The sequence below is a fragment of the Micromonospora sp. NPDC049301 genome, from assembly GCF_040678715.1.
Taxonomy (GTDB): Bacteria; Actinomycetota; Actinomycetes; order Mycobacteriales; family Micromonosporaceae; genus Micromonospora.
This window is the reverse complement of sequence record NZ_JBFAQO010000007.1, coordinates 187,197-209,391: the sequence shown is the minus strand read 5'-3', so window position 1 is coordinate 209,391 and position 22,195 is coordinate 187,197. Positions and strand designations below refer to the sequence as shown.

19 protein-coding genes are annotated in these 22,195 nt (G+C 71.7%); 9 read left to right on the top strand and 10 right to left on the bottom strand.

What is annotated here, in order from left to right; genetic code table 11:
* Nucleotides 1-43: 43 nt before the first annotated feature.
* From AB0K07_RS22255 to AB0K07_RS22230, 6 genes are all read right to left on the bottom strand, one after another.
* Nucleotides 44-1,882 carry a glycoside hydrolase family 15 protein gene (locus tag AB0K07_RS22255; RefSeq protein ID WP_363757334.1) on the bottom strand — a complete coding sequence of 613 codons (1,839 nt, stop codon included), beginning with the start codon at nt 1,880-1,882 and terminating at the stop codon, nt 44-46.
* A gap of 34 nt (nt 1,883-1,916) precedes the next feature.
* Nucleotides 1,917-2,393, bottom strand: coding sequence for a hypothetical protein (locus AB0K07_RS22250; protein WP_363757333.1), 477 nt, complete (start codon nt 2,391-2,393; stop codon nt 1,917-1,919).
* 201 nt (nt 2,394-2,594) lie between these two features.
* Entirely contained in the window at nt 2,595-3,560 is a 966-nt protein-coding gene (locus AB0K07_RS22245) for a PfkB family carbohydrate kinase (protein WP_363757332.1), read from the bottom strand.
* A gap of 9 nt (nt 3,561-3,569) precedes the next feature.
* Nucleotides 3,570-5,780: a glycogen debranching N-terminal domain-containing protein gene (locus AB0K07_RS22240; RefSeq protein ID WP_363757331.1), complete on the bottom strand. Its 2,211-nt coding sequence runs from the start codon at nt 5,778-5,780 to the stop codon at nt 3,570-3,572.
* A 298-nt stretch (nt 5,781-6,078) separates the two neighbouring features.
* Nucleotides 6,079-6,558 (bottom strand): SRPBCC family protein, encoded by a 480-nt coding sequence (locus tag AB0K07_RS22235; RefSeq protein ID WP_363757330.1) that lies wholly within the window; start codon nt 6,556-6,558, stop codon nt 6,079-6,081.
* Nucleotides 6,555-6,878, bottom strand: coding sequence for a metalloregulator ArsR/SmtB family transcription factor (locus tag AB0K07_RS22230; protein ID WP_363757329.1), 324 nt, complete (start codon nt 6,876-6,878; stop codon nt 6,555-6,557). Before AB0K07_RS22230 ends, AB0K07_RS22235 begins: the two co-directional genes overlap by 4 nt.
* A gap of 338 nt (nt 6,879-7,216) precedes the next feature.
* Between AB0K07_RS22230 and AB0K07_RS22225 the strand changes: the two genes are divergently transcribed.
* The 6 genes from AB0K07_RS22225 to AB0K07_RS22200 all read left to right on the top strand — a co-directional run bounded on the left by AB0K07_RS22225 (nt 7,217) and on the right by AB0K07_RS22200 (nt 15,050).
* Entirely contained in the window at nt 7,217-8,386 is a 1,170-nt protein-coding gene (locus AB0K07_RS22225) for a ThuA domain-containing protein (RefSeq protein WP_363757328.1), read from the top strand.
* Between the two features lie 88 nt (nt 8,387-8,474).
* A complete protein-coding gene (locus AB0K07_RS22220; RefSeq protein ID WP_363757327.1) occupies nt 8,475-11,297 on the top strand; it encodes a PQQ-dependent sugar dehydrogenase in 2,823 nt (940 codons plus the stop codon).
* Between the two features lie 153 nt (nt 11,298-11,450).
* Complete coding sequence (locus tag AB0K07_RS22215; protein ID WP_363757326.1) at nt 11,451-12,047, top strand: hypothetical protein; 597 nt, start codon at nt 11,451-11,453, stop codon at nt 12,045-12,047.
* 94 nt (nt 12,048-12,141) lie between these two features.
* Nucleotides 12,142-13,050 (top strand): hypothetical protein, encoded by a 909-nt coding sequence (locus AB0K07_RS22210; RefSeq protein ID WP_363757325.1) that lies wholly within the window; start codon nt 12,142-12,144, stop codon nt 13,048-13,050.
* Nucleotides 13,051-13,208: 158 nt separating this feature from the next.
* Entirely contained in the window at nt 13,209-14,495 is a 1,287-nt protein-coding gene (locus AB0K07_RS22205; RefSeq protein WP_363757324.1) for a D-alanyl-D-alanine carboxypeptidase, read from the top strand.
* A gap of 78 nt (nt 14,496-14,573) precedes the next feature.
* Entirely contained in the window at nt 14,574-15,050 is a 477-nt protein-coding gene (locus AB0K07_RS22200; protein ID WP_363757323.1) for an SRPBCC family protein, read from the top strand.
* A 39-nt stretch (nt 15,051-15,089) separates the two neighbouring features.
* Here the strand turns inward: AB0K07_RS22200 and AB0K07_RS22195 are convergent, their stop codons facing one another.
* Nucleotides 15,090-15,803 (bottom strand): DUF4386 domain-containing protein, encoded by a 714-nt coding sequence (locus AB0K07_RS22195; RefSeq protein ID WP_363757322.1) that lies wholly within the window; start codon nt 15,801-15,803, stop codon nt 15,090-15,092.
* A gap of 112 nt (nt 15,804-15,915) precedes the next feature.
* On the opposite strand from AB0K07_RS22195, the gene AB0K07_RS22190 reads away from it, so the two are divergent.
* Together AB0K07_RS22190 and AB0K07_RS22185 are read left to right on the top strand one after the other, a co-directional pair.
* Entirely contained in the window at nt 15,916-16,620 is a 705-nt protein-coding gene (locus AB0K07_RS22190) for a TetR/AcrR family transcriptional regulator C-terminal domain-containing protein (protein ID WP_363757321.1), read from the top strand.
* A gap of 161 nt (nt 16,621-16,781) precedes the next feature.
* Nucleotides 16,782-18,158, top strand: coding sequence for an FAD-dependent oxidoreductase (locus tag AB0K07_RS22185; protein ID WP_363757320.1), 1,377 nt, complete (start codon nt 16,782-16,784; stop codon nt 18,156-18,158).
* A gap of 105 nt (nt 18,159-18,263) precedes the next feature.
* On the opposite strand, the gene AB0K07_RS22180 is transcribed toward AB0K07_RS22185, so the two are convergent.
* The 3 genes from AB0K07_RS22180 to AB0K07_RS22170 all read right to left on the bottom strand — a co-directional run bounded on the left by AB0K07_RS22180 (nt 18,264) and on the right by AB0K07_RS22170 (nt 20,637).
* Nucleotides 18,264-18,740, bottom strand: coding sequence for a heme-degrading domain-containing protein (locus AB0K07_RS22180; RefSeq protein WP_363757319.1), 477 nt, complete (start codon nt 18,738-18,740; stop codon nt 18,264-18,266).
* A gap of 164 nt (nt 18,741-18,904) precedes the next feature.
* Nucleotides 18,905-20,365: an SDR family NAD(P)-dependent oxidoreductase gene (locus AB0K07_RS22175; protein ID WP_363757318.1), complete on the bottom strand. Its 1,461-nt coding sequence runs from the start codon at nt 20,363-20,365 to the stop codon at nt 18,905-18,907.
* 146 nt (nt 20,366-20,511) lie between these two features.
* A complete protein-coding gene (locus AB0K07_RS22170; RefSeq protein ID WP_363757317.1) occupies nt 20,512-20,637 on the bottom strand; it encodes a hypothetical protein in 126 nt (41 codons plus the stop codon).
* A 91-nt stretch (nt 20,638-20,728) separates the two neighbouring features.
* Between AB0K07_RS22170 and AB0K07_RS22165 the strand changes: the two genes are divergently transcribed.
* Entirely contained in the window at nt 20,729-22,168 is a 1,440-nt protein-coding gene (locus AB0K07_RS22165) for an FAD-dependent oxidoreductase (RefSeq protein WP_363757316.1), read from the top strand.
* Nucleotides 22,169-22,195: the final 27 nt, after the last annotated feature.

Sequence of the window (22,195 nt, the reverse complement as noted above, 5' to 3'; positions counted from 1 at the left end):
GCCGATGGCTGCCGTCACCCGGGCGCGGGCCGCTGCGGTGTGGTCACGCGGAGGCGCGACGGCCAGCCCCGCCAGCGGGGGCGTCGCGAATGGCGAGTGCGGCCTGGACGAGCGCGGCGTGGGTCAGTGTCTGGGGGTAGTTGCCGAGGTGGGCGCCGGTCGCGGGGTCCAGTTCCTCGGCGTAGAGGCCGAGCGGGCTGGCGTGGTCGAGCATGGTCTGGAACAGCTCGACGGCCTCAGTGCGGCGCCCGGTGCGGGCGAGGGCTTGCACCAGCCAGAACGAGCAGGGCAGGAACGCGCCCTCGGTGCCGTGGAAGCCGTCACATCCCGGCGTATAGCGGTAGAGCAGCGGACCGCCAGCGGAGAGCCGGTCCCGAATGGCGTTGATGGTGCCCTGCACGCGGGGTGACTCGATGCTGTCCATCTCCAGCAGCGGCAGGACGAGCAGTGCCGCGTCGAGGCCCTCGGAGCCGTAGCTGCGGACGTAGCTCCCCGCCGTCGGGTTGAAGCCGGATGTCCGCACCTCGGCGGCGATCGCATCTCGTGCTTCCCGCCAGCGTCGACGTTGGCGGTCGGACAGGCGATGAGTGTCGGCGATGCGCAGGGCTCGATCCAGGGCGAGCCAGCCCATGAGCTTGGAATGTACGTGTTGGGCAGGTTGGCGTACCTCCCAGATGCCGGCGTCGGGCTCCTGCCAGTACCGGGCGACGATGTCGGCGAAGCCGCGCACCGCCCGCCACGTCTCGCTGTAGAGGCGGTGCCCGGCCTGCGCGAACGCCCAGGCGGCGTCGATAACCCAGCCGTAGCCGTCGAGCTGGTGTTGCCCGGCGGCGCCGTTGCCGACCCGTACCGGGACGCTGTCGAGATAGCCGGGCCAGCCGGGCAGTTCCCGTTCTGCCGGCACGTGGCGGCCGTGAAGGGTGAGCAGCGCCGGCAGGCGTGGCCGTTGCAGCCGGCTGGCGTGCAGCAGCCACGCGAGGAAACCCTGGGCCTCGTCGGCTTTGCCGACGCTGAGGAAGGCGCTGACGCTGATGCTGGCGTCCCGGGGCCAGACGTAGCGGTAGTCCCAGTTGCGTACCCCGCCGGGATCCTCGGGCAGGGACGTGGTGGGTGCGGCCACCGGGGCTCGGGAGGGCGAGTAGGTCAGCAGCCGCAGGGTCAGCAGGCTTCGTACGACGGATTCCCGGAAGGGCAGTGACCGGTCGATCTCTGCGGACCAGGCCCGCCAGCGGTCCTCGTCCTCGGTCAGCAGGTCCCAGGCCGCTGCCGGGTCGACGTGGATCAGCGGTTCGCGGTGGGCCACGGCCAGCACGAGGGTGACGGGACGGCCCGGGCTGACCGTGATCAAGGTAGGCCGACCGGGTTCGACGGTGACGTCGGGTGCGCTGCCCAGGGAGACCGCGAGCGACCCCCACAGACACACCAGCGCCTGGCGCCGGTGGTGGACTCGGGGCCGGCGGTGCCGTACGCCGAAGCGGGGGTCGAACTCGACGACGGCGTCGACCGCCGCCTGCTCGGTCGACAGCCGCCGCACGATCAGTGTCGTGGGCAGCAGGCGACCGCTGACCTCGGCCACCATCCCCTCGGTGAGGGTGAGCCGGCCGCCGCCCACCGACCACGTCGTCTCCAGGGTGGCGGTGTGCTGGCGGTAGCGCCGTTGCACGACCGTGGCGGGCCGGGCGGGGCCGATGCGGAACGTTCCCGCGTCGGGGCCCCCGACCAGCCGGCCGAACAGGGGCTCGCCGTCGAAGCGGGGCACGCAGAGCCAGTCGATGCCGCCGTCACCGGCGACGAGGGCGGCGGTGCGGGTGTCACCCAGCAGCCCGTAGTCGCTGATCGGCGCTGAAGGCCGGGGAGCCGTCGTGTCGTGCCCACCGGTCATGGAGATCGCTTCGTGACGAGTCGTGCGACGCGGGTCAATCGGCCTGGAGGAGCAGCCCGAGGACCACCCCGTAGAAGACGTGCACGACAGCCACGACCGCGGGAGTCTGGATGCCGTAGTTGACGCCGAACAGGCCGGGCGGCTCCAGCACAGCCGTGCTGGCCGGGCCTGCCCGATGGGAGGCCATGCGCGGGTGGACGCCCGGAAGCAGCGGCAGGAGGACCGCCAGCGCGATCCCGACGTGGACGGTCCCGAGCAGGGCCCCGATCCACCATGTGGCGCGGTGCAGCAGGGCGAACGTGGTCGCGTAACCGAGGGCGAAGCCCTGACCGGCGCACAGGTGGATGAGGAACCCGACGACGCGGGCCCGGTCGGGATCCTCGGTGAACAGGGTTCCCAGTAGCAGGGGAAAGTCGATGCGCGTGAGGCCGGCCAGTTGAGCGATGATCAGCGCTGCGGTCAGCACCGCGGTGGCGACCAACCCGAACAACGCCCATCCGGCCCAGTCCATCTCAGCGGTGCTGGACGTCGCGCGCGTCGGCACCGGTCGGCACGCGGCACCGCGACGTTCTCTCGGTCATCGGTCCGTCCCTCCGCTGGACAACGTGAAGGTCTGTGGTCCGGATCTGGACGTCGCACGGCACTGGCCGCGTCGGCTTTTCACCATAAGCCACCGAACTGTCCGGTCGAGCGGAATCCCTCGCTCGGCACCTCACCGGGTCGTCGGTGTGGTCGCCTTCGCCTCGTCGTCGGCCAGCCGGGCGCGCAGCGCATCCGCGTTCAGGTGCGGCCGGCCGCCGGGACGTCCGACGGCTGCCCCGGCGGCGGCGACGGCGTACCGGGCGGCGGCCGGGGGCGCGTCTTTGCGCAGGAGCGCCGCGGTCAGCGCGGCGACGAGGGCGTCGCCGGCTCCGGTGGTGTCGACCACCGTCTGGTCGGTCAGGGGGACGAGCAGGTGCCCGTCGCCCCACCGCTGGTCGCGCCACGCGAAGAGGTTCCCGCCCTCCACCCCGAAGGCGAGCAGCCCGGGCCCGGCCGCCAGGATGTCGCCGGCCGCGGCCAGCACCCGGTCGATGTCGTCGGTCGGCGCCCCGGTCCACAGGCTGGCTTCGTGGGCGTCGGCGCGCACGACGTCGGCCGCGGCGAGCAATGCCGGACGGTCGCTCCCGCTGACCGGTGCGCCGTCCAGGATCACGAGCCGGCCGGCGTCGTCGGCCAGGCGCGCGGCGGCGAGGGCGGTTGTTGGCGGCTGCTGCAACTGCACGAGTACGGCATCCGCGGCGCGGAGCGGCCCGGCGGAGGCTTCGACGTCGGCCGCGGTGAGGAGCACCTCGTCGGGCAGGTGTTGGAGGTACCGCCACCGCCCGCTCCCGTCCAGCGCCTCCACGATCAGCCCGGTGGACGTGTCCGGCCGGCGGACCACCGGTGAGACGTCCACCCCGTCCCGGGTGGCCTGCGCGAGCAGGCTGTCGCCGATGTCGTCGTCGCCGGCCACGGCTACGAGTGCCACCGCCACGCCGAGCTGGGCGAGTGCCACCGCCTGGTTGGCGCCCTTGCCGCCCAGCATCTCGTGCCGCCGGTGGACGTCGGCGGCGTGGCCGACCTCCGGCCACTGGTCGATCTGAAGGACGAGGTCGCGGGCGAGCTGGCCGATCACCACCGCGCGTGGGTTGCTCATGGTGCAGTGCTACCCCGTACCGGTCACGTCTACCGGCGCGGCCCCGGCGGTCTGGATCGCCTGGTCGGCGAGCGACACCCGGCAGTCCGAACCGCTGGCGTCGATGTTCCAGTGCTGGCCGAGCGCCGCCACGCGATGCAGGCCGATCCGGCCGAGTTCGTCGGGGACGTGGGCGCGGGCGTGGAGCTCGTCCTCGCCCAGTTCGAGGCCGAGCATGGTGCGCAGGAACAGCAACGGCGCCCCGCTGGCCCAGGCCTGCGGGTTGCAGGCGGTGGGGTACGGCACGGGCTGACGCCCGAAGGACCGGTCGTAGCCGGAGAACGCCTCGGGCAGCCGGTAGCCGGAGTGGCGGGAGGCTTCCAGCATCGCCATCGCGATCCGATTGGCTTCCTCCCGGTAGCCGTACCGCGCCAGCCCCGCCGCGATGATCGAGTTGTCGTGCGGCCAGACCGTGCCGACGTGGTAGCCGATCGGGTTGTAGCCGACGTCGGAGGTGGACAGGGTGCGTACGCCCCATCCGGAGAACATCTCCGGCGACATGAGATGTCGCGCGAGCTGCCCGGCGCGATCGTCGGGGACTATGCCGCTCCACAGCAGGTGACCCATGTTGGAGGTCATCGAGTCGATGGGCCGTTTGTCGCCGTCGAGGCCGATGGCGTAGTAGCCGCCCCGCTCGGGGATCCAGTAGTCCCGGTTGAACCTCTCGCGCAACTGCGCGGCGTCGGCGCGTAGGCGCTGGGCCAGCTCCGGGTCGTCCCACGGCCCGTCGGCGAGTTCGGCCATGCGCAGTTTCGCGTCATAGGTGTAGCCCTGTGTCTCGCAGGTGGCGATCGGCAGGACGGGTATCGTCCCGTCGGCGTACTGCACACCGTCGGGGGAGTCCCGCCAGCACTGGTTGCCCAGGCCCTGGGTGGACCGGGTGGCGTACTCGACGTAGCCGTCGCCGTCGCGGTCGCCGTGGCGGTCGATCCACCCCAGCGCCGCCTCGGCGTTGCCGCGCAGCCGGAGCACCAGCGCGTCGTCCCGCGTCCAGCGCCAGTACTCGGACAGCAGGATCAGCCAGAGGGCCGTGGTGTCGGCGCCACCATAGTAGGGACGGTAGGGCTTGACGCCGAGCTGGCTGAGCTCACCCGAGCGGTACTCGTGGAAGATCTTGCCCGGCTCCTGGTCGGTGAAGTCGTCGAACGCGGTGGCCTGATGCCGGGCCAGCACGATGAGTGCCCCCCGGGCAACCTCGGGCCCGCAGGTCATGGTCTGGTAGGCGGTGATCAGCGTGTCGCGGCCGAAGGTGGTCAGAAACCACGGCAGACCCGCGGAGAGGAGGACGACCGGCTCGCCGGCGATGCTCTTCTCGATCCGCATGGCCACCAGATCGATCGCCGACCTGTGGTAGACCTCGCGAAGGAGTTCCGCCTCCGCGTGCAGAGTGGGCTTCTCCGTCACCCAGCGCGTCGACGGGTCGTCCGGCCCGTGATCGACCGCCTCGCCGAACCCGCGCACCGAGGGGCGGGTGTTTTCCGCGCCGCACCGTAGCGGCACGCTCAACTCGCAGGTCCACTGCTGTCCCCGCTCGAGGCGCAGGTCCCACACGAGGGCATCGCCGTCGACCAGGTCGGCCGGCGGGTCGGCCTCGACGTGGACGGAGGCGACGTAGCTGCCGTTGCGGTAGTGGAACCCGAGTGCAGAGCCGTCCGGCCCGTGCTGTCGGGTGATGTCCGGCGTGCGGTCCCGGCCGGACTCCTTGATCTCGAACAGGTCGGCGAAGTCGGTCCCGATCGCCAGGCGTAGACGGATCGACGTGGTTTCGGTGCCGAAGTAGCGAAGTTCCACGCGCTCGTAGAGGCCGTCGCCGACGAAGCGCTGGCGCCGCACGCCGACCCGGTTCGCGGGCAGGTGGGGCAGGTCGGCGTTCGCCAGGAAGAACGCCGCCGAGTAGGCGTCGACGGTCCCGGAGGAGAGCACCATCAGCGGAGCGTCGTCGATCGTCAGCTCCCACTGGTTGAGGAACCGGGTGTCGTCGTGGACGAGGCCGGCGATCGAGCCCTTCGGCACGTCCCCCGCCGCGTCGGAGAACATGAACGTCCGACCTTCCAGCACGCCGATCGCGTCGGGCCCCAACTCCGGTGGCAGGTCCCGGCAGGCGCCGCTGGGCACCCGGCTCTCCGCCGACAGGTCCGGGCGCGGGTCCGCCGGCGTCGGTCGCCGTGTCGTCGCTGTCACCTGCACCTCCTCGGCTCGTCGCCAGCCGCGGGCGTTGCCCGCGGCCGATCGCCGCCGAGCCCGCCCCGCCGTCTCCGCTCCCGGGTTCCCGGCCACACGCAAGTCATCCCGGCCTGTTCGCCGGGTGTGGGCCCGCGTGAAGCTGACCTGTCCCGCACGCCGCGCTGGCGGTACGGGCCCGACTGTCCGGTTCGGCCGCCTCGCGGCCGGACACCGTCGGTCGGACCCGCCCCGGTGATTGCTCAGCCGCGCCAGTGGCAGGCCATTGGTGGGAGGTGTGCGGGTCGTTGGCGGGTGGTCAGCTCGTCTGGGCGAGCAGCGCGGCGTACCGGGTGAGGTACAGCGGCCAGCCCTCGTCGTGGGAGACGCCGTCGCTGACGGCCTGCCATCCGGGGCCGTGCCGGTCGATGTGGCGGTGCTCCAGTTCGACCCGGGTGCGCTGCGGGGTCTCGGCGACGAACCGGACCTCGACCTCGCTGGTGTTGTCCGGCTCGGTCTCGACCTGCCACTGGGGGCTGATGTCCCAGCTGAACACGACCCGGTTCGGCGGCTCGTACGCGAGCACCCGCGCCCAGCGGCACTCGCTGCCGTCGGCGGCCCGGTCGTAGATGTGGCCGCCGACCTTCGGTTCGAACACGGTCTCGGCGATCGGCGCGCCGAGCAGGTTGTGCTCCGGCGGCTTGAAGTCGCCGAACCGCTCGGTGAACACGGCGAAGGCTCGCGCGATCGGCGCCTCGACGACGATCTGACGGCTCACCACGGCCGCTGCCTGTGTCATTTGTCCTCCTTGGTCGTTTCTTCGACGACGTCCTGATAGCCGTCCAGTGCCCGGTTCCAGAACGTCTCCAGCTGGTCCCGCAGCGCTGCCACGCCCGCCGGATTGAGCCGGTAGACCCGGCGCGCGCCCGCAGCGCGGTCGGTGACCAGACCGGCGTCCTTCAGCACCTTCAGGTGCTGCGACACGGCGGGGCGGCTGATCGGCAACTCGTCGGCGAGTTCGCCGACGGCCCGGGGCCGCTCGGCCAGGCACGCCACGATGGCGCGCCTGGTGGGATCGCCCAGCGCGTCCCAGCCATCACCAACTCGGTAAGTAGCCACGAACGGTAAGCTACAGCTTACCGGATCGGCGGGTCAAGGCCGTCGAGCGCCCGGGATCGGGGTGAGGGGCCTGTCACGTGGAGGCCCGGAAGTGAGGGCTTGACGGGGCGCAGACATCGGAGGTTAACTGCCTCAGCGATGCAAGTCGATGCGTTCCGACCGTCCACACTGGCGCGTCCGGGATCCGTCGGCCCTGCCATCGCGGCACCGCACCACCTCGCACCGCCTCAGCCGAGCATCGGCGGCCCGGCTCCGTACCACCGCCAACCCCGGCCCCGGCGGGCCCCGCACGCCAGTGCCGTGCGCGCCCGGGCCGACGCTCAGCAGAGGAGCAGAGCATGCGTACCCGTGCGTTAGCACTCATCACCGGCCTGGCCGTGTTGCTGGCCACCCTGGTGGCCCTGCCGTCCCCGGCCTCCGCAGCGCCGCTGACCAAGGTCCTGGTCTTCAGCAAGACCGCCGGATTCCGCCACTCGTCCATCCCCAACGGCATCGCGGCCATCCAGCAGCTCGGAGCCGCCAACGGCTTCACCGTCACCGCGACCGAGGACGCCGCGCAGTTCACCACCGCCAACCTGGCCCAGTACCAGGTGGTGGTCTTCCTGTCGACGACGGGCGACGTCCTCAACGCCACCCAGCAGACGGCCTTCGAGTCGTACATCGCCGCCGGTGGCGGCTACGTCGGTGTGCACGCCGCCGCCGACACCGAGTACAGCTGGCCCTGGTACGGCGGGCTGGTCGGAGCGTGGTTCGACTCGCACCCGGCGATCCAGACGGCCACCATCCGCGTCGAGGACCGGACGAACCCGTCCACCGCCCACCTGGCCGACACCTGGGTCCGCAGCGACGAGTGGTACAACTACCGCACCAACCCCCGCCCGAACGTGCGGGTCCTGGCCAGCCTCGACGAGTCGTCGTACAGCGGCGGCAACATGGGCGACCACCCGATCACCTGGTGCAAGGCCTACGGCGGCGGGCGTGCCTGGTACACGGGCCTCGGGCACACCGAGCAGTCGTACACCGACCCGAACTTCACCCGGATGCTGCTTGGCGGCCTCCGCGTCGCGGCGGGCGCCGTGACGGCCGACTGCACGCCGCGAACGACGACCCCGCCGCCCAGCGGCTCCAGCCTGCGCGCCCGGGCCAACAACCAGTACGTCAGCGCGCCGAACGCCACCACCGCGCTGATCGCCAACCGGAGCGCCGTCGGCACCACCGAGCGGTTCGACCTGGTCGACCTCGGCGGCGGCAACGTGGCGCTGCGCGCCAAGGCCAACGGCATGTACGTGGCCGCCGAGAACGCCGGCGCCGCCCCGCTGATCGCCAACCGGGCCGCCGCCGGCGCCTGGGAGACCTTCCAGCTCGTCCGCAACTCCGACGGCACGGTCAGCCTGCGCGCCCTGGTCAACAACCGGTACGTCGTCGCGGAGAACGCGGGAGCCGCCGCCCTGATCGCCAACCGGACCACCATCGGCCAGTGGGAGAAGTTCGACCTGGTCACCGGCTGACCGCCGCCCGTCCCACCCGCACGCCACCACCACCTGGCCGTGGCGCGCCCCCGCGCGCCCAGCCCCCGGTCGTCGAGAAAGGACGATCATGCCCGCTTCCCCCCGGCGTTGGCCCCGCGCACTCGTCGCGGCGCTCACCACCGCCGCGAGCGTGACCCTCGCCGTCGCCACCCCCGCCCAGGCGGCTGTCATCCCCGCCGCCGACTACCAACAGGTCACCCTCGCAACCGGCTCGGCTGAGCTCGGCGAGGCCATGTCCCTGGCCGTCATGCCCAACCGCTCAGTGATCCACACTGCCCGCAACGGCACCGTGCGGGTGACCGACGCGGCCGGCAACACCAAGGTCGCCGGCACCCTGTCCGTCTACACGCACGACGAGGAGGGTCTGCAGGGCGTCGCCGTCGACCCCAACTTCGCCGCGAACCGGTACGTCTACCTCTACTACTCGCCCACGCTGAACACCCCGGCCGGGGACGCCCCGACCACGGGCACGGCGGCGGACTTCGACCGGTGGAAGGGGCACCTGCGGCTGTCCCGGTTCACCCTGAACACCGACGACACGCTCAACCTGGGCAGCGAGCGGATCATGCTCCAGGTCGACAACGACCGGGGCCAGTGCTGCCACGTCGGCGGTGACATCGACTTCGACGCCGCCGGCAACCTGTACCTGACGACCGGTGACGACACCAACCCCTTCGAGTCCAACTCGTACACGCCCATCGACGAGCGGACCAATCGCAACCCGCAGTTCGACGCGCAGCGCTCGTCGGGCAACACGAACGACCTGCGGGGCAAGGTGCTGCGGATAAAGCCGCAGCCGGACGGGTCGTACACGATCCCGGCCGGCAACATGTTCGCGCCCGGCACGGCCCGGACCCGTCCGGAGATCTACGCGATGGGCTTCCGCAACCCGTTCCGGATGAGCGTCGACAAGCCAACCGGCATCGTCTACCTCGGTGACTACGGCCCCGACGCCGGCGTCGCCGACCCCAACCGTGGCCCCGGCGGCCAGGTCGAGTTCGACCGCATCACCGGACCCGGCAACTACGGCTGGCCGTACTGCACCGGCACCAACACGACGGCCGAGACGTACAACGAGTACACGTTCCCGTCCGGGCCGTCACAGGCCAAGTACAACTGCGCCGCCGGGCCGACCAACAACTCCTTCCGCAACACCGGCCTCACCACGCTGCCCGCCGCGAAGCCCAGCTGGATCAAGTACGGCGACGCCGGATCGCCGCCGGAGTTCGGCGGCGGCTCCGAGTCGCCCATGGGCGGGCCGGTGTACCGGTACAACGCCGGGCTCAACTCCAGCGTCAAGTTCCCGGCGTCGCTGGACGGCCAGTTCTTCGCCGGCGAGTACGGCCGCCGGTGGATCAAGGCGATCGCGGTCAACGCCGACGGCTCGCGCGGGGAGATCTCCGACTTCCCGTGGACCGGTACCCAGGTGATGGACATGGCCTTCGGGCCGGACGGCGCGCTCTACGTGCTGGACTACGGCACCGGGGCGAACAACCAGGCGCTCTACCGGGTCGAGTACATCGGCGGCGGCAACCGCAGCCCCGTCGCGGTCGTCTCGGCGAACCCCACCTCGGGGACGAACCCGCTGACCGTCACCTTCTCCTCGGCCGGCAGCTCCGACCCGGAGGGCGGTGCGCTGAGCTACCTGTGGACCTTCGGCGACGGGACGACCTCGACGGCGGCCAACCCGACCAAGACGTACACCACGAACGGCACGTACACCCCCACCCTGCGGGTCACCGACCCGACCGGCCTGTCCGGCACGGCGAGCCTGGTCATCACCGTGGGCAACACCGCTCCGACGGTGTCGCTCACCCTGCCGACCAACGGGCAGCTCTTCAGTTTCGGAGACACCGTGCCGTTCCAGGTCACCGTGAGCGACCCACAGGACGGCACGATCAACTGTGCGCGGGTGACCGTCACCTACGCGCTGGGCCACGACAGCCACGCCCACCAGATCACCTCGAAGACCGGGTGCAGCGGCACCATCACCGTCCCGGTCGACGGTGAGCACGACACGGCGGCGAACATCTACGGCGTCTTCGACGCGTCCTACACCGACAACGGCGGGCTCACCACCCACAGCATCAAGACCCTGCAACCGAAGCACCGGCAGGGCGAGCACTTCGGCGCCCAGTCCGGCGTCCAGCTCGCCGACCACGCCAGCGCCGAGGGTGGCCGGACCGCCGGCTTCATCGAGAACAACGACTGGATCTCGTACCAGCCGTACCACCTGGCGAACGCCACCCGGTTCGCCGCCCGGGTCTCCTCGGCCGGCGCCGGCGGCACCATCGAGGTGCGTGCCGGTTCCGCCACCGGCACCCTGCTGGGCACCGTCGCGGTGCCGGTGACCGGCAGTTGGGAGACCTTCACCACCGTCTCCGGCGCCATCAGCAACGCGCCCGCCACGACGACCACGCTGTACCTGGTGTTCAAGGGCGGGGCCGGGAACCTGTTCGACGTCGACTCCTTCACCTTCACCACCGGCTCGGGCGGCGGCGGGGCGGCCAGCCTGCGGGCGCTGGTCAACAACCAGTACGTGACGGCCGACAACGGCGGCGCCGCGCCACTGATCGCGAAGGCGGCCAGCGTCGGGCTGGCGGAGCAGTTCGACCGGGTCGACGCCGGCAACGGCAACATCGCCCTGCGCTCGCGCGTCAACGGCCTGTACGTCTGCGCGGACAACGCGGGCGCGGCGCCACTGATCGCGAATCGTGCCGCGATCGGCCCGTGGGAGACCTTCCAGCTGATCACCAACTCCGACGGGAGTGTCAGCCTGCGTGCCCTGGCCAACAACCAGATCGTGACCGCCGAGAACGCCGGGGCCGCGCCGCTGATCGCCAACCGTGCGGCGATCGGGCCCTGGGAGAAGTTCACCCTGGCCGGCTGACCGACGACGGACCCGGCCCGGTACGCGACCAGGCCGGGTCCGTCGTCGGTGGACCGGGGAAACGGCACCGGCCTTCCGGCGGGCAACGGCCACCGCCGAAATTCGGCAGCGAACGGGATGGCGCGACCATCGGCAACCGGCGATCATGCCGTCATGAATCCTGCTCCGGCCGCCGTTGCTGCCGACCGACGCCGGCCCCGCCGAACCTGGTACGTCGTCGCGGCGCTGGTCGCCGCCGGCGGTGTGCTGGCCGCCGCCGCGGTGGTGTTCCTGGTGCCGTTCGGGGGTGACCTCGGGCAGCGCGTCACGCCGGGGCAGCCGGTCACAGTGCACCTGTCCGAGGCCGAGAGAATGGTGTGGGCCAGGAGCAGCGGCCCGGACGTCCCGGACGTGCGCTGCGAACCCTCACCGGCGGACGCCCGAGAAATCGACGAGTGGCACACGGTCTCGATGCTTTTCGACGATCTCACCCTGGAGGCGGACGGCGAGCGCTGGCGCGCGGTGCTGAAGATGGCCGCCGGGCCGACCGGCACGTACACGGTGACCTGCACGATCCCAGGCGGGGACGGGACCATGTCTCTTGCGATCGGTGATCCTCCGCACTTCCACGGCGCGCGTTCGACGGCACTGGCGGTGCTGGCCGCCTCCGTCCTGGTGCCCCTCGGGGTGCTGGTCGGTGTCGTGCTGGCGGTGGTCGTCGCGGTCCGGCGCCGCCGGCGGCTCTCCTCGGCCGGCGGCAGCGCGCGATGATCAAGGGCGCGCCGGCCGGAGCGGAGGGGGCTCCCTCGCCAACGGGCTGGTCAGGCTCGGGCTGCCCCGGTCGACCCGTGACATGATTGCGCCCATGGGGAAGCAGCAGGACGTCGGCGGGCCCGACCGTCACAGCGGATCAGGCACCACCAACCACCCTGCGACCGGTGGCAGCGCGGACGCGCAGCTCGCCCTCGCACAGGACCCCGCAACGCCACAGATGACCCTCATCGAGCTGGCGTCCGACCCGTCGGCGGCGGTCCGAAAGGCGGTCGCCGCCCGGGCCGACGCGCCCGCGCAGGCCCTGCGCCCGCTGACCCGGGACCCTGACCGGCAGGTCCGGGAGACCGTGGCCAGGAACCCCTCGACCTCGGTCGGCAATCTCCTGCGTCTCGTCAAGGACGCCGACCGGTGGGTCCGCTGGGCGGTCGCCGGCAACCCGGCCTGCGACGAGTCGGTACGCCAGGCGATGGCCGAGGCACCCGACAAGGAGCTTCGGGGTCTCCTCGCGGAGACACGCGGGTTGGAGCCCGATCTGGCCGCCAGGCTGATCGACGACGTCTCACCCGAGGTACGGGAACGACTCGCCACCCACACTGACGACTCCGACGTGATCACCGCACTGATGGCCGACCGGACCGCCCGCGTACGCAAGGGGCTCGCGCGCAACCCGCGGACCACCGCCGCGCAGCGCAGCGTGCTCGCCCAGGACCCGGTGGTCGACGTCCGTGCCGCGCTGGTCCGCGCGGTCGAGCTGGACGAGGCGGACCTGGCACGCCTGGTCGACGACCGCGCGGTGCAGGTCCGGCTGGCGCTGGCGAAGTCCGAGGTCGTCCCGGCCCACATCCGGCAGGCTCTCGGGCGTGATCCCGACGAGACGGTGGCCAGCGCGGCGCGCAGTTTCCGCCCGGGATCCGGCAACTCCCCGGTGGTGCGGGCTCCCCGCGTCGGCCACCGGCGCTCCGGGACCGGCCCGGGTCGGCCGGGCGGCACCGCCCGCTGAGGCCGGGGCCCGTTCCCCGGCCCGACACCCCTACCGTCCGCTTACGTGCGGGGCCCGACACTGTCCCGCAGCCGGGGAGGCGACGGGCACTCCCGGGCCGACCAGGACTGTTAACGTCCGGGTTCCGTCACGGGGGAGGGGACACGATGGGTGGTCCGATGAAATCGCCGACCAGGGAATTCAGCGTGCTGCCACCAGCGCCGCCGGTCCGCAGCGGCCGGCGTCGCCTGCCGTGGGCGCTGAGTGGTCTGCTGGCCGTGCTGCTGCTCCTCGGCGGCGGCCTGTACGCCGTCGCGCCGCTGCGCGACCCGCTGCCCGCCCCGACGGTCGAGCTGACCCTGCCCACGTCGATGTCCATCCCCGGTACGGCGCCGCGACTGCCCTGGCCGCGCTCGGGCCAGGCGATGATCTCGGTTGACGGGCTCGGGACGCTCGGCGCCTTCGGCGGGTCGAAGCCGCTGCCGATCGCGAGCGTGACGAAGGTGATGACCGCCTACGTCATCCTCACCGAGCATCCGCTCGGCGCCGGCGAGCAGGGGCCGACGCTCACGGTCAGCGCCGAGCAGGCGGCCGCGTACCCGGCGGAGAGGGCACGCGGCGAGTCGCTCGTCGAGGTACGGGCCGGGGAGGTGATCACCGAACGGCAGGCGCTCCAGGCGGTGCTCCTGCCCTCGGCCAACAACATGGCGCGCATCCTCGCCGCCTGGGATTCCGGCAGTGTGGCCGCCTTCGTCGAGAAGATGAACGTCGTCGCCGACGACCTCGGCATGTCCGACACCCACTACACCGACCCGTCCGGCCTCGACCCGGACACCGTGAGCACGGCCCGGGACCAGGTGATTCTGGCGAGCAGGGCGATGGAGTTGCCGGCGTTCGCGGAGATCGTCCGGCAGAAGCGAGCGACCATCCCGGTGGCCGGCACGGTGCGGAACTACAACGAGCTGGTCGGTCGCGACGGGGTGGTGGGCATCAAGACCGGCTCCACGGACGAGGCCGGCGGCTGCCTCGTCTTCGCGGCCGTGGTCACCGTGGGCGGCCGGAAGCTCAGCATCGTCGGCGCCGTGTTCGGCCAGCCCGGCGCCAACACCCCCGTCCAACTGGACCGGGTGTTCGCGGTGACCCGGTCGTTGCTGCGTTCGACGGCGGCCGCGCTGGCCGTCCACACGCTGGTCGAGACCGGCGAGCAGGTCGCCACCGTGCGCGGCCCGCTGGGCGCCGGCAGCACCATCAACGCCGCCGAGAAGGTCGAGGTCGTCGGCTGGCCCGGCCTGAAGGTGCAGCTCGAGGCTGCGATCCCCGCCGTGTCGTCGCGGATCGCGGCCGACACCCAACACGGCACGCTCACCGTCACGGCCGGCGCCGGTGAGCCGGTCGCCACGGCGTTGCGCACCGGGGCCGCGATGGAACCGCCGACCACCTGGGAACGCGTCCGCCACCACCGCTGATCGTCCCCGCGACGCCGTGGCGGTGCAACGTCTGGGCGGGCACGCGCCGGCGGCGACGCCGAGCCTACGGTGAGGGGCATGATGGTGCGTACGCGTTGGGTGATGCCCCACTCGCCCGAGACGTTGTGGCCGGCGCTCTGCGACTCACGCCTGGAGCTGCAGCCCCGGTGCCCGGTGTTCTACCTCGGTACGCCCCGGCCGACCACGTGCCGGCTGCCCGATGGCCCTGGTGAGGTGGGGGCGGCCCGGCAGTGCGTCTCGGAGCAGGGTGTGGTGCGGCAGCGGATCACCGTCTGGGAGCCACCGATCCGGCTGGCGTTCCACATGGAGTCGACGGATCTCTACTTCCATCGTTTCGTCGACCATCTCGGAGATCTGTTCGAGTTGGCGCCGGTGGACGCCGGCACACGGGTCACCCGGACGACGACGGTGACGGTGCGCGGGTTCGGGCGCGTCGCGTTGGAGCCGGCGCTCTGGGTCGGGTTGAAATCGGTGCACCGCTTCGTGTTTCGCAACTGGCAGAAGATGGCGTTGTCACCCCCCGCCGCGGTGTGAGGCTCCGGTCGGCCCGCTGCTGGCGGTGCTCCTGAGATGCTACGAGATGGTCTGTGGCGCGGCCTGCGGCTGCCGGTCGGACGGTGCCTGGTCGAGCGCGTGGGCGCGGACGCCGCGCGTCAGCAGGTAGCCGATCATCCAGAACTCGCCGACCGTCGCCGGTAGAACGAGAGCGTCGGCGACCGCGTGAGCATCAGGGACGAGGTATCCGATGAATGTGCTGAGCAGGTATCCGATGCCGCCGCCGACCAGGACGTAGCCGAGCGGGCGGGGCATCCAGTTCGAGCGGAGCACGCAGCCGCCCATGGGGATGAGCCACAGGCCGAAGAACAGCCCTCCGACGCCCCACAGGTTTTCGCTGGTCAGGTAGAGGAGCTGGACGGTGGCTGCCGCGTCGCCGACAGGGTCGAGCGCGATGTCGAGCGCCGTGGCGAGCAGGGCCGCGCTGACGAGGACCACGATCGCGTTGATGAGGCCGAACGCGGCGATGGCGCTGGCGGCTCGCGCGTCCGCGGTGCGGAACAGCCGGTGGAACCAGATGGCGGCGAGGGCCTGGGTGACGACGATGAGCAGTTCGAAGGCGATGCCGGCCCGGGCGAGTGTGTGGTGCTGGATCAGATTGTCGAGCGTCGCGCCGGGGTCGTCGGCCGTGAAGAGGCGCGGCCGGATGAGCAGGAAGCCGAGTGCGGCGGTGATGGCGAGGCCGAGGTAGAGCATTCCGGTTGTGCGGGCGGTACGAGTCAGCGCGGGCATCGTGGGCTCCTTGGGAGGCCGTACCGGATCGTGAAGGGTTTGCGTCCGACCAGCTGCCTTACAACGTAAGGCAACCATACGATGTAAGGTGCTGGCAAGAGTTGGGGGGCAGGTGGCAGCAAAGGCGTCTCGGGAGCCGCTCAGCCGTGAGCGCGTACTGGCAGCGGCGGTCGCTCTGGCCGATGCCGAGGGAATCCAGGCCCTGACGATGCGCCGCCTCGCCGGTGCCCTCGGCGTCGAGGCCATGTCGCTCTACCACCACCTGCCCGCCAAGGAAGCACTCCTCGACGGTGTCGTGGAGACCGTGATCGCGGAGATCGACGCGGTGGTCGGCCGCCTCTTCGCGAACGGTGACGGCGGAGACTGGCGTACGCGGCTGCGCGGGCAGTTCCTCGCGGCGCGCCAGGCCATGCTGCGTCACCCGTGGATGCCCGCGCTGTTGGGCTCGCGCCGTGCCATCCCCGTCGGCCTGTACACGTACTACGACCAGATCGTGGGGACCCTCCTCCGGGCCGGGTTCTCGCACCACCTCGCGCACCGCGCGTTGCACGCGTTCGGCAGCCTGCCGCTCGGGTTCGCGCAGGAGATCTTCAGCCCGGCGGCGGGCGCGAGCATGGAGGCGGACGTGGCCGAAGCCGATGCGACCGCCATGGCTGAGGCCCTGCCGCATCTGACGGCCATGGTGGCGACCGAGATGCACGACGGCACCGATCCGACGCTCGGCTGGTGTGACAGCCAGCTCGAATTCGAGTTCACCCTGAACCTGCTCCTGGACGGGCTCGAACGCCTCCGCGCCCAGGACCAGCCAAAGAGCTGATTCACGACAGACTCCGCGCGACAAACCTGTCCGGGCAACGACCGGCGCCTGTGCAACGATCGTCGGGCGTCATGTCGAACGGCCCTTCCGCCGCCGGTCCCGCGCACGGTCGCTGGCAGACCGGGGGAGGGCGCCACACCTCGTACCCCTTGGAGAGCACGATGTCCCTCTCCCCGGCTCGGGTCTTCGCCGCGATCAACGCTGTGCTGCCTCCCGACCACGCGTCCCCGGTCATGGGCAAGGCCGTCGTGGTCGGCGGCAGCATCGCCGGACTGCTGGCCGCCCGGGTGTTGTCCGACTACGCGGAGAGTGTCGTCATCATCGACCGGGACGACCTGGAGGTGACGGGCGGGCGGCCCGGCGTGCCACAGGGGACGCAGCTGCACGCGCTGCTGCCCGGCGGCTTCCTCCAGTTCGAGCGCCTGTTCCCGGGATTCCGCGAACAGGCGCTGGCCCAGGGAGCGATCGAGGCTCCGCCGCCGGCGAGGCGGAACTACCTCGACGGCCGCCTCAAGGTGGTCGTCCCCGACGACGCCGACAGCCTGGCGGGCAGCCGCCCCCTCCTGGAGGGCCTGATCCGACAGCAGGTGCTGCGACTGCCGAACGTCAAGACGGTCACCGCCCGCGCCACGGGCCTGGTGTTCGACGGCGCCGTGGCCACCGGTGTCCGCTGCGACGTCGACGGGGTTCCCGGGGTCGAGAGCGGTGACCTCGTGGTGGACGCCATGGGCCGGTCGAGCAGACTCTCCGACTGGCTGGAGCAGGCCGGTTGGGACCGCCCCGACACGCGGCGGATGACCGTGCATCTGAACTACGCGACCGCCCTGTTCCGGCGCCCCGAGACAGACCCGGAGTCGACGGTCGTGCTGGCCCTGCACACGCCCAGGATGTCGATGGACGTGGCCGGCGCCGCGTTCTTCGCCATCGAGGATGGCCGGTGGATGGCCATGATGGCCGGTTACGGGGACAACCGCCCGGGAAGGACGCCGGAGGACTTCGTCCGCCGGCTGCGGGAGCAGTTCCCACCGGAGTTCGGCGAGATGGCCTCGAACGAGATGCTGGGCGACGTCCAGACCTACCACCACTCCGACAGTCGCCGGCGGGACTTCCACGCGCTGAAGCGCTTCCCGGCGGGGCTGGTCAGCGTCGGTGACGCCGTCGCGTCGTTCAACCCGGTGTACGGGCAGGGGATGACGGCGGCGGCGCTGCACGCCGCCTGCCTGTCGGTGTACCTGCGGTCGGGCCCGGATCTGAGCGTGCCCGCGCGCCGGTACCTCGACCTGCAGAAGGTCGTGGTCGACGCCGCCTGGTCGACGTCGACCTCCGCCGACCTCGCGTTGCCGCACGTCGGCGGTCCCTACCCGCGTGGCTACCGGGTCTCCAGTTGGGCCAGCCGACAGATCATCACGGCCACCGTCACGGACGTGGCGACCGCGCGACGGTTCAATCAGGTCGTCTCCATGCGGGAGCATCCGCTCTCGCTCGCCACACCCCGCGTGATCCTGGGTGCCCTGCGCGCCAACCGGCGGGCCCGCTGACCGCTGCGCCCGAGGCGCTCCCAGGAGACACCGGCCCGGCGGTCTCGCGCTGAGAACGCCGGGCCCAGATGTGTGCGAGGGCGGCACGCGACACGCCCCGCTCGGCTAGCGCGGGGTCTTGCGCAGGATGTCGACGACGAAGCGGTGGTCGTCCAGCTGCGGAAGCCCGGACACGCCGACCCAGCCGACCACGCCGGTGCCCCGGACGCGCAGCGGGTACGCGCCCCCGGCGGCCGCGTACTTCGAGGCCGGCAGGCCGAACCGCTCCGCCAGCGTCACCTGCTTGTCCTGGCAGAGCCGGGCCATGTACAGCGACGAGTGCTCGAACCGCATCACCACGCGCCCCTTGCGGCGCAGCCACGCGTCGTTGTCCGCCGTCGAACCGGGCAGGCCGCAGTGGAACAGCTGGCGCCCGGCCCGCCACACACCCACCGCGATCGGAAGCCGCTGCTCGCTCGCGGCGGCGACGGCGCGCATCCCCAACTCGTACGCGTCCGTCTCCGACAGGCCCGCGAGCTCCAGCTCGCTCTCCTCGCGCAGCAGCTCGTCCAGCGTGGGCCACGGGTCCTGGTCAGATGGCATGCGTAGCTTCTCCTCATCGGGTGGCGGGCCGCCCCCGAGCGTGGTCGACCGCGGAGGTCGCCTGGTTCCGGCCGCGGGGGCGTACCCGTTGATTGTCGCAAACCCGCTGGTCGGGGGTTCGAGGTGGCGGCGCGGCGGAGCGGAACCGCCGCGTCCGACGGTGATCACCAGGCGCAGGGGGCGTAGTCCTTCAGGAAGCAGCCGTACACGTCCTCGCCCTGTTCGCCGCGGACGATCGGGTCGTACACCCGCGCGGCACCGTCGACCAGGTCCAGCGGGGCGTGGAAGCCCTCGTCCGCCAGCCGCATCTTCGTCGGGTGGGGCCGCTCGTCGGTGATCCAGCCGGTGTCGACGCTGGTCATCAGGATGCCGTCGGTCAACATCTCCTGGGCGCTGGTGCGGGTCAGCATGTTCAGCGCGGCCTTGGCCATGTTGGTGTGCGGGTGCCCCGGCCCCTTGTACCCCCGGCCGAACTGGCCCTCCATCGCCGACACGTTCACCACGTACTTGCGGCGGGCCTTCGCCGCGGCCATCACCGGACGCAGCCGGCTGACCAGCACGAACGGTGCGGTCACGTTGCACAGCTGCACTTCGAGCAGCTCGACCGGGTCCACCTCCTGCACCCGCTGGACCCAGCTGTTCACCGAGTCGAGGTCGGGCACCAGGCCGCCGGCGTCGATGGCCGTGGACGCCGCGATCCGTTCCGGCGAGGCGGAGCCGCTGGTCAGCGCCAGCGCGGTCAGCGCGTGCGGGGTGAGTGCCGTCGACTGCGGCCCGGCGGTCAGACTGCCCGCCGGAGTGCCCTGCCCGCCGGGCTTGGCGAACGTGATCAGCTCCGGCAGCGGACCATCCGGCAGGGCCGCGGCCTCCGCAGCGACGAGCTGCGAGTACGCCCCGGGCGAGCGGCGCACGGTCTGCGCCGCGTTGTTGATCAGAATGTCGAGTGGCCCCTGGGCGGCGACCGAGTCGGCGAGGGCGATGACCTGAGCGGGGTCGCGCAGGTCGATCCCGACGATCCGCAGGCGGTGCAGCCAGTCCCCGCTGTCCGGCATCGCCGCGAACCTGCGGACCGCGTCGTGCGGGAACCGCGTCGTCACGGTGGTGTGCGCGCCGTCGCGCAGCAGCCGCAGCGCGATGTACATGCCGATCTTCGCGCGACCGCCGGTGAGCAGTGCGCGCCGGCCGGTCAGGTCGGTGCGGGCGTCCCGGCGCTCCCGGTTGAGCGCGGCGCAGGACGGGCAGAGCTGGTGGTAGAAGGCGTCCACCTCGCGGTAGCGCTGCTTGCAGACGTAGCAGCCACGCGGATTGTGCAGGACGCCGGCGGTGGTGCCCTCGGTGGGAGAGGCGAGCGGGATGCCCTGCGTCTCGTCGTCGATCCGGCCGGGGGCGCCGGTGGCGGTGGCGGCCGTCACCGCGCGGTCGGCCGCCGCGATGGCGTCGCGCCGCTCCTCGCGGCGCCGCTGCTTGATCACCTTGTAGAGCCTCGCGGTGGCCCGCTGCACCCGCACCACGTCGGGGTGATCGGGAGGCAGGGCCTCCAACGCCTCGAAGACGCTGAGACAGGTCTCCAGCCGGCTCCGGTCAATCCCCTGCTGACCGTTTTCCGTAACGTTGTCCACCGTCATGCGTCTGTGTCTCGTCCCGTTTCCCACGCCGGATCCAGCCGGCCACCCAAGTCCGACCAGGAACTGTACGCACTCCACGGCCTCCGACGCATCCCGCGCGCGTCCCGCCGCGCGGGCTGGCGGACCGCGCCGGACCAGGTGACGACTCAGGCCGGGTCGGCGCGGCCGAGTCGCCAGTAGCCCATGAAGGCCACCGCCCGCCAGGCCGCCGCCGACGAGTGGAACTCGGCCTGCTCAGGAGCCGATGCCCGGGGTAGATCGATGAGTGCCACCAGAATCCGGGTCCGCTGACCCTGCCGGCGGCGGATCTGGGTAGCTACGGTCGTGGATGCCGAGGTTCCCGACCAATCGAGGAGCGACCGTATGCCCCCGTCCCCGTCCCGGCTCTTCTCGGAGATAGCGACAGCGCGGCGGCCGGCCGAGACCAGGGTGGTCATGCGCCGGGCGGTGGTGCTGGGTGGCAGCATCGCCGGACTCATGGCGGCTCGCGTGTTGAGCGACCACGCCGACGACGTGCTCATCATCGAGCGGGATTCGTCCGATGTGGATGACGGCCCCCGGCCCGGCGTACCGCAGGGCAGTCAGGTGCACGCGCTGCTGCCCTCCGGCCAGGTCCAGTTGGAACGCTGGTTTCCCGGCATCGTCGACGAGGCGCTCGCGCTCGGCGCCCCACCGCCACCGAGCGACCAGGGCACGGCGAAGATCTTCGTGAACGGCGAACTGGGGCTGCCGCCGGCAGCAACCGGCACCGGGCCGGCGCTGATCACCACGCGCCCGTTTCTGGAGGCGCTGGTCCGGCGGCGGACCCTCGCGATCGACAACATCCGCCTGGCGTACGGCCGGGCGGACGGCCTCGTCTTCGCCGACCAGCGCGTCACCGCTGCCCGGTACGTGCCCGACGGCGGCACCGAGCCGGTCGTCGAACCGGCGGACCTCGTCGTCGACGCGATGGGGCGGTCCAGCCGGCTCAGCGACTGGCTGGCCGACAACGGGTGGCCACGCCCGCCGATGCAGCGGATGCCGATCAAGTTGAACTACGCGACCGCGCTGTACAAGCAGGACGCGAACGTCAGCGACACCTGGGTGGTCGTCTACCACACCATGGCCGGCAAAGGCCGGTCCGCCCGGATCGGTGGGATCAACACGGTGGAGGGTGGCCGCTGGATCATGCTGATCGCCGGCTACGACCAGGACCGGCCCAGCCGCGACGTCGCCGACTTCACCGCCCGCTGCCGCGAGCACTATCCGCACATGTTCGGCGACATCGCCGAACACGGCGAGATGATCGGCGGGGTGGTCACGTACCACCAGGCGGACAGCCGACGGCGGGACTTCCACAAGCTCGACCGCCTGCCCGCCGGACTGGTCGCCGCCGGCGACGCGGTCGCGTCCTTCAACCCGGTGTACGGCCAGGGCATGACCTCCGCGACGCTGCACGCCTCCTGCCTGTCCGCGTACCTCCGGTCCGACCCGAAGGTGGACGAGCCGGCGCGGGCGTACTTCGACCAGGTGCGGGTGATCGTGGATGCCGCCTGGCAGATCTCCACCTCGGCCGACATCGAGCTGCCCCACGTCGACGGGCCGTACCCACCCGGCTACAAGGTCACCAAGTGGTTCGGTGACCTGCTCTTCCGGACCTCGCTCACCGATCCGGTGCTCAGCGCCCGACTGAACCGGGTCACCACCATGCTCGACCATCCGTCCACGCTGAGCCGGCCCGGCACCCTGCTCCGGGCGCTCCGGCTCGGCCTGCTCCGGGGCCGGTCGGCCGCTGTCCCGGCGGACGTCCACGACCACGGATAGTCCGAGCCCGCCCGGTCGGGAGCGGGT

Bases quoted from the DNA above. Each gene is read 5' to 3' on its own strand.
- AB0K07_RS22245 (WP_363757332.1), bottom strand. From the start codon at position 3,560: ATGAGCAACCCACGCGCGGTGGTGATCGGCCAGCTCGCCCGCGACCTC.
- AB0K07_RS22210 (WP_363757325.1), top strand. From the start codon at position 12,142: ATGGGGAAGCAGCAGGACGTCGGCGGGCCCGACCGTCACAGCGGATCA.
- AB0K07_RS22205 (WP_363757324.1), top strand. From the start codon at position 13,209: ATGAAATCGCCGACCAGGGAATTCAGCGTGCTGCCACCAGCGCCGCCG.
- AB0K07_RS22250 (WP_363757333.1), bottom strand. From the start codon at position 2,393: ATGGACTGGGCCGGATGGGCGTTGTTCGGGTTGGTCGCCACCGCGGTG.
- AB0K07_RS22215 (WP_363757326.1), top strand. From the start codon at position 11,451: ATGAATCCTGCTCCGGCCGCCGTTGCTGCCGACCGACGCCGGCCCCGC.
- AB0K07_RS22175 (WP_363757318.1), bottom strand. From the start codon at position 20,365: ATGACGGTGGACAACGTTACGGAAAACGGTCAGCAGGGGATTGACCGG.
- AB0K07_RS22195 (WP_363757322.1), bottom strand. From the start codon at position 15,803: ATGCCCGCGCTGACTCGTACCGCCCGCACAACCGGAATGCTCTACCTC.
- AB0K07_RS22220 (WP_363757327.1), top strand. From the start codon at position 8,475: ATGCCCGCTTCCCCCCGGCGTTGGCCCCGCGCACTCGTCGCGGCGCTC.
- AB0K07_RS22200 (WP_363757323.1), top strand. From the start codon at position 14,574: ATGATGGTGCGTACGCGTTGGGTGATGCCCCACTCGCCCGAGACGTTG.
- AB0K07_RS22255 (WP_363757334.1), bottom strand. From the start codon at position 1,882: ATGACCGGTGGGCACGACACGACGGCTCCCCGGCCTTCAGCGCCGATC.
- AB0K07_RS22225 (WP_363757328.1), top strand. From the start codon at position 7,217: ATGCGTACCCGTGCGTTAGCACTCATCACCGGCCTGGCCGTGTTGCTG.
- AB0K07_RS22185 (WP_363757320.1), top strand. From the start codon at position 16,782: ATGTCCCTCTCCCCGGCTCGGGTCTTCGCCGCGATCAACGCTGTGCTG.
- AB0K07_RS22235 (WP_363757330.1), bottom strand. From the start codon at position 6,558: ATGACACAGGCAGCGGCCGTGGTGAGCCGTCAGATCGTCGTCGAGGCG.
- AB0K07_RS22165 (WP_363757316.1), top strand. From the start codon at position 20,729: ATGCCCCCGTCCCCGTCCCGGCTCTTCTCGGAGATAGCGACAGCGCGG.
- AB0K07_RS22180 (WP_363757319.1), bottom strand. From the start codon at position 18,740: ATGCCATCTGACCAGGACCCGTGGCCCACGCTGGACGAGCTGCTGCGC.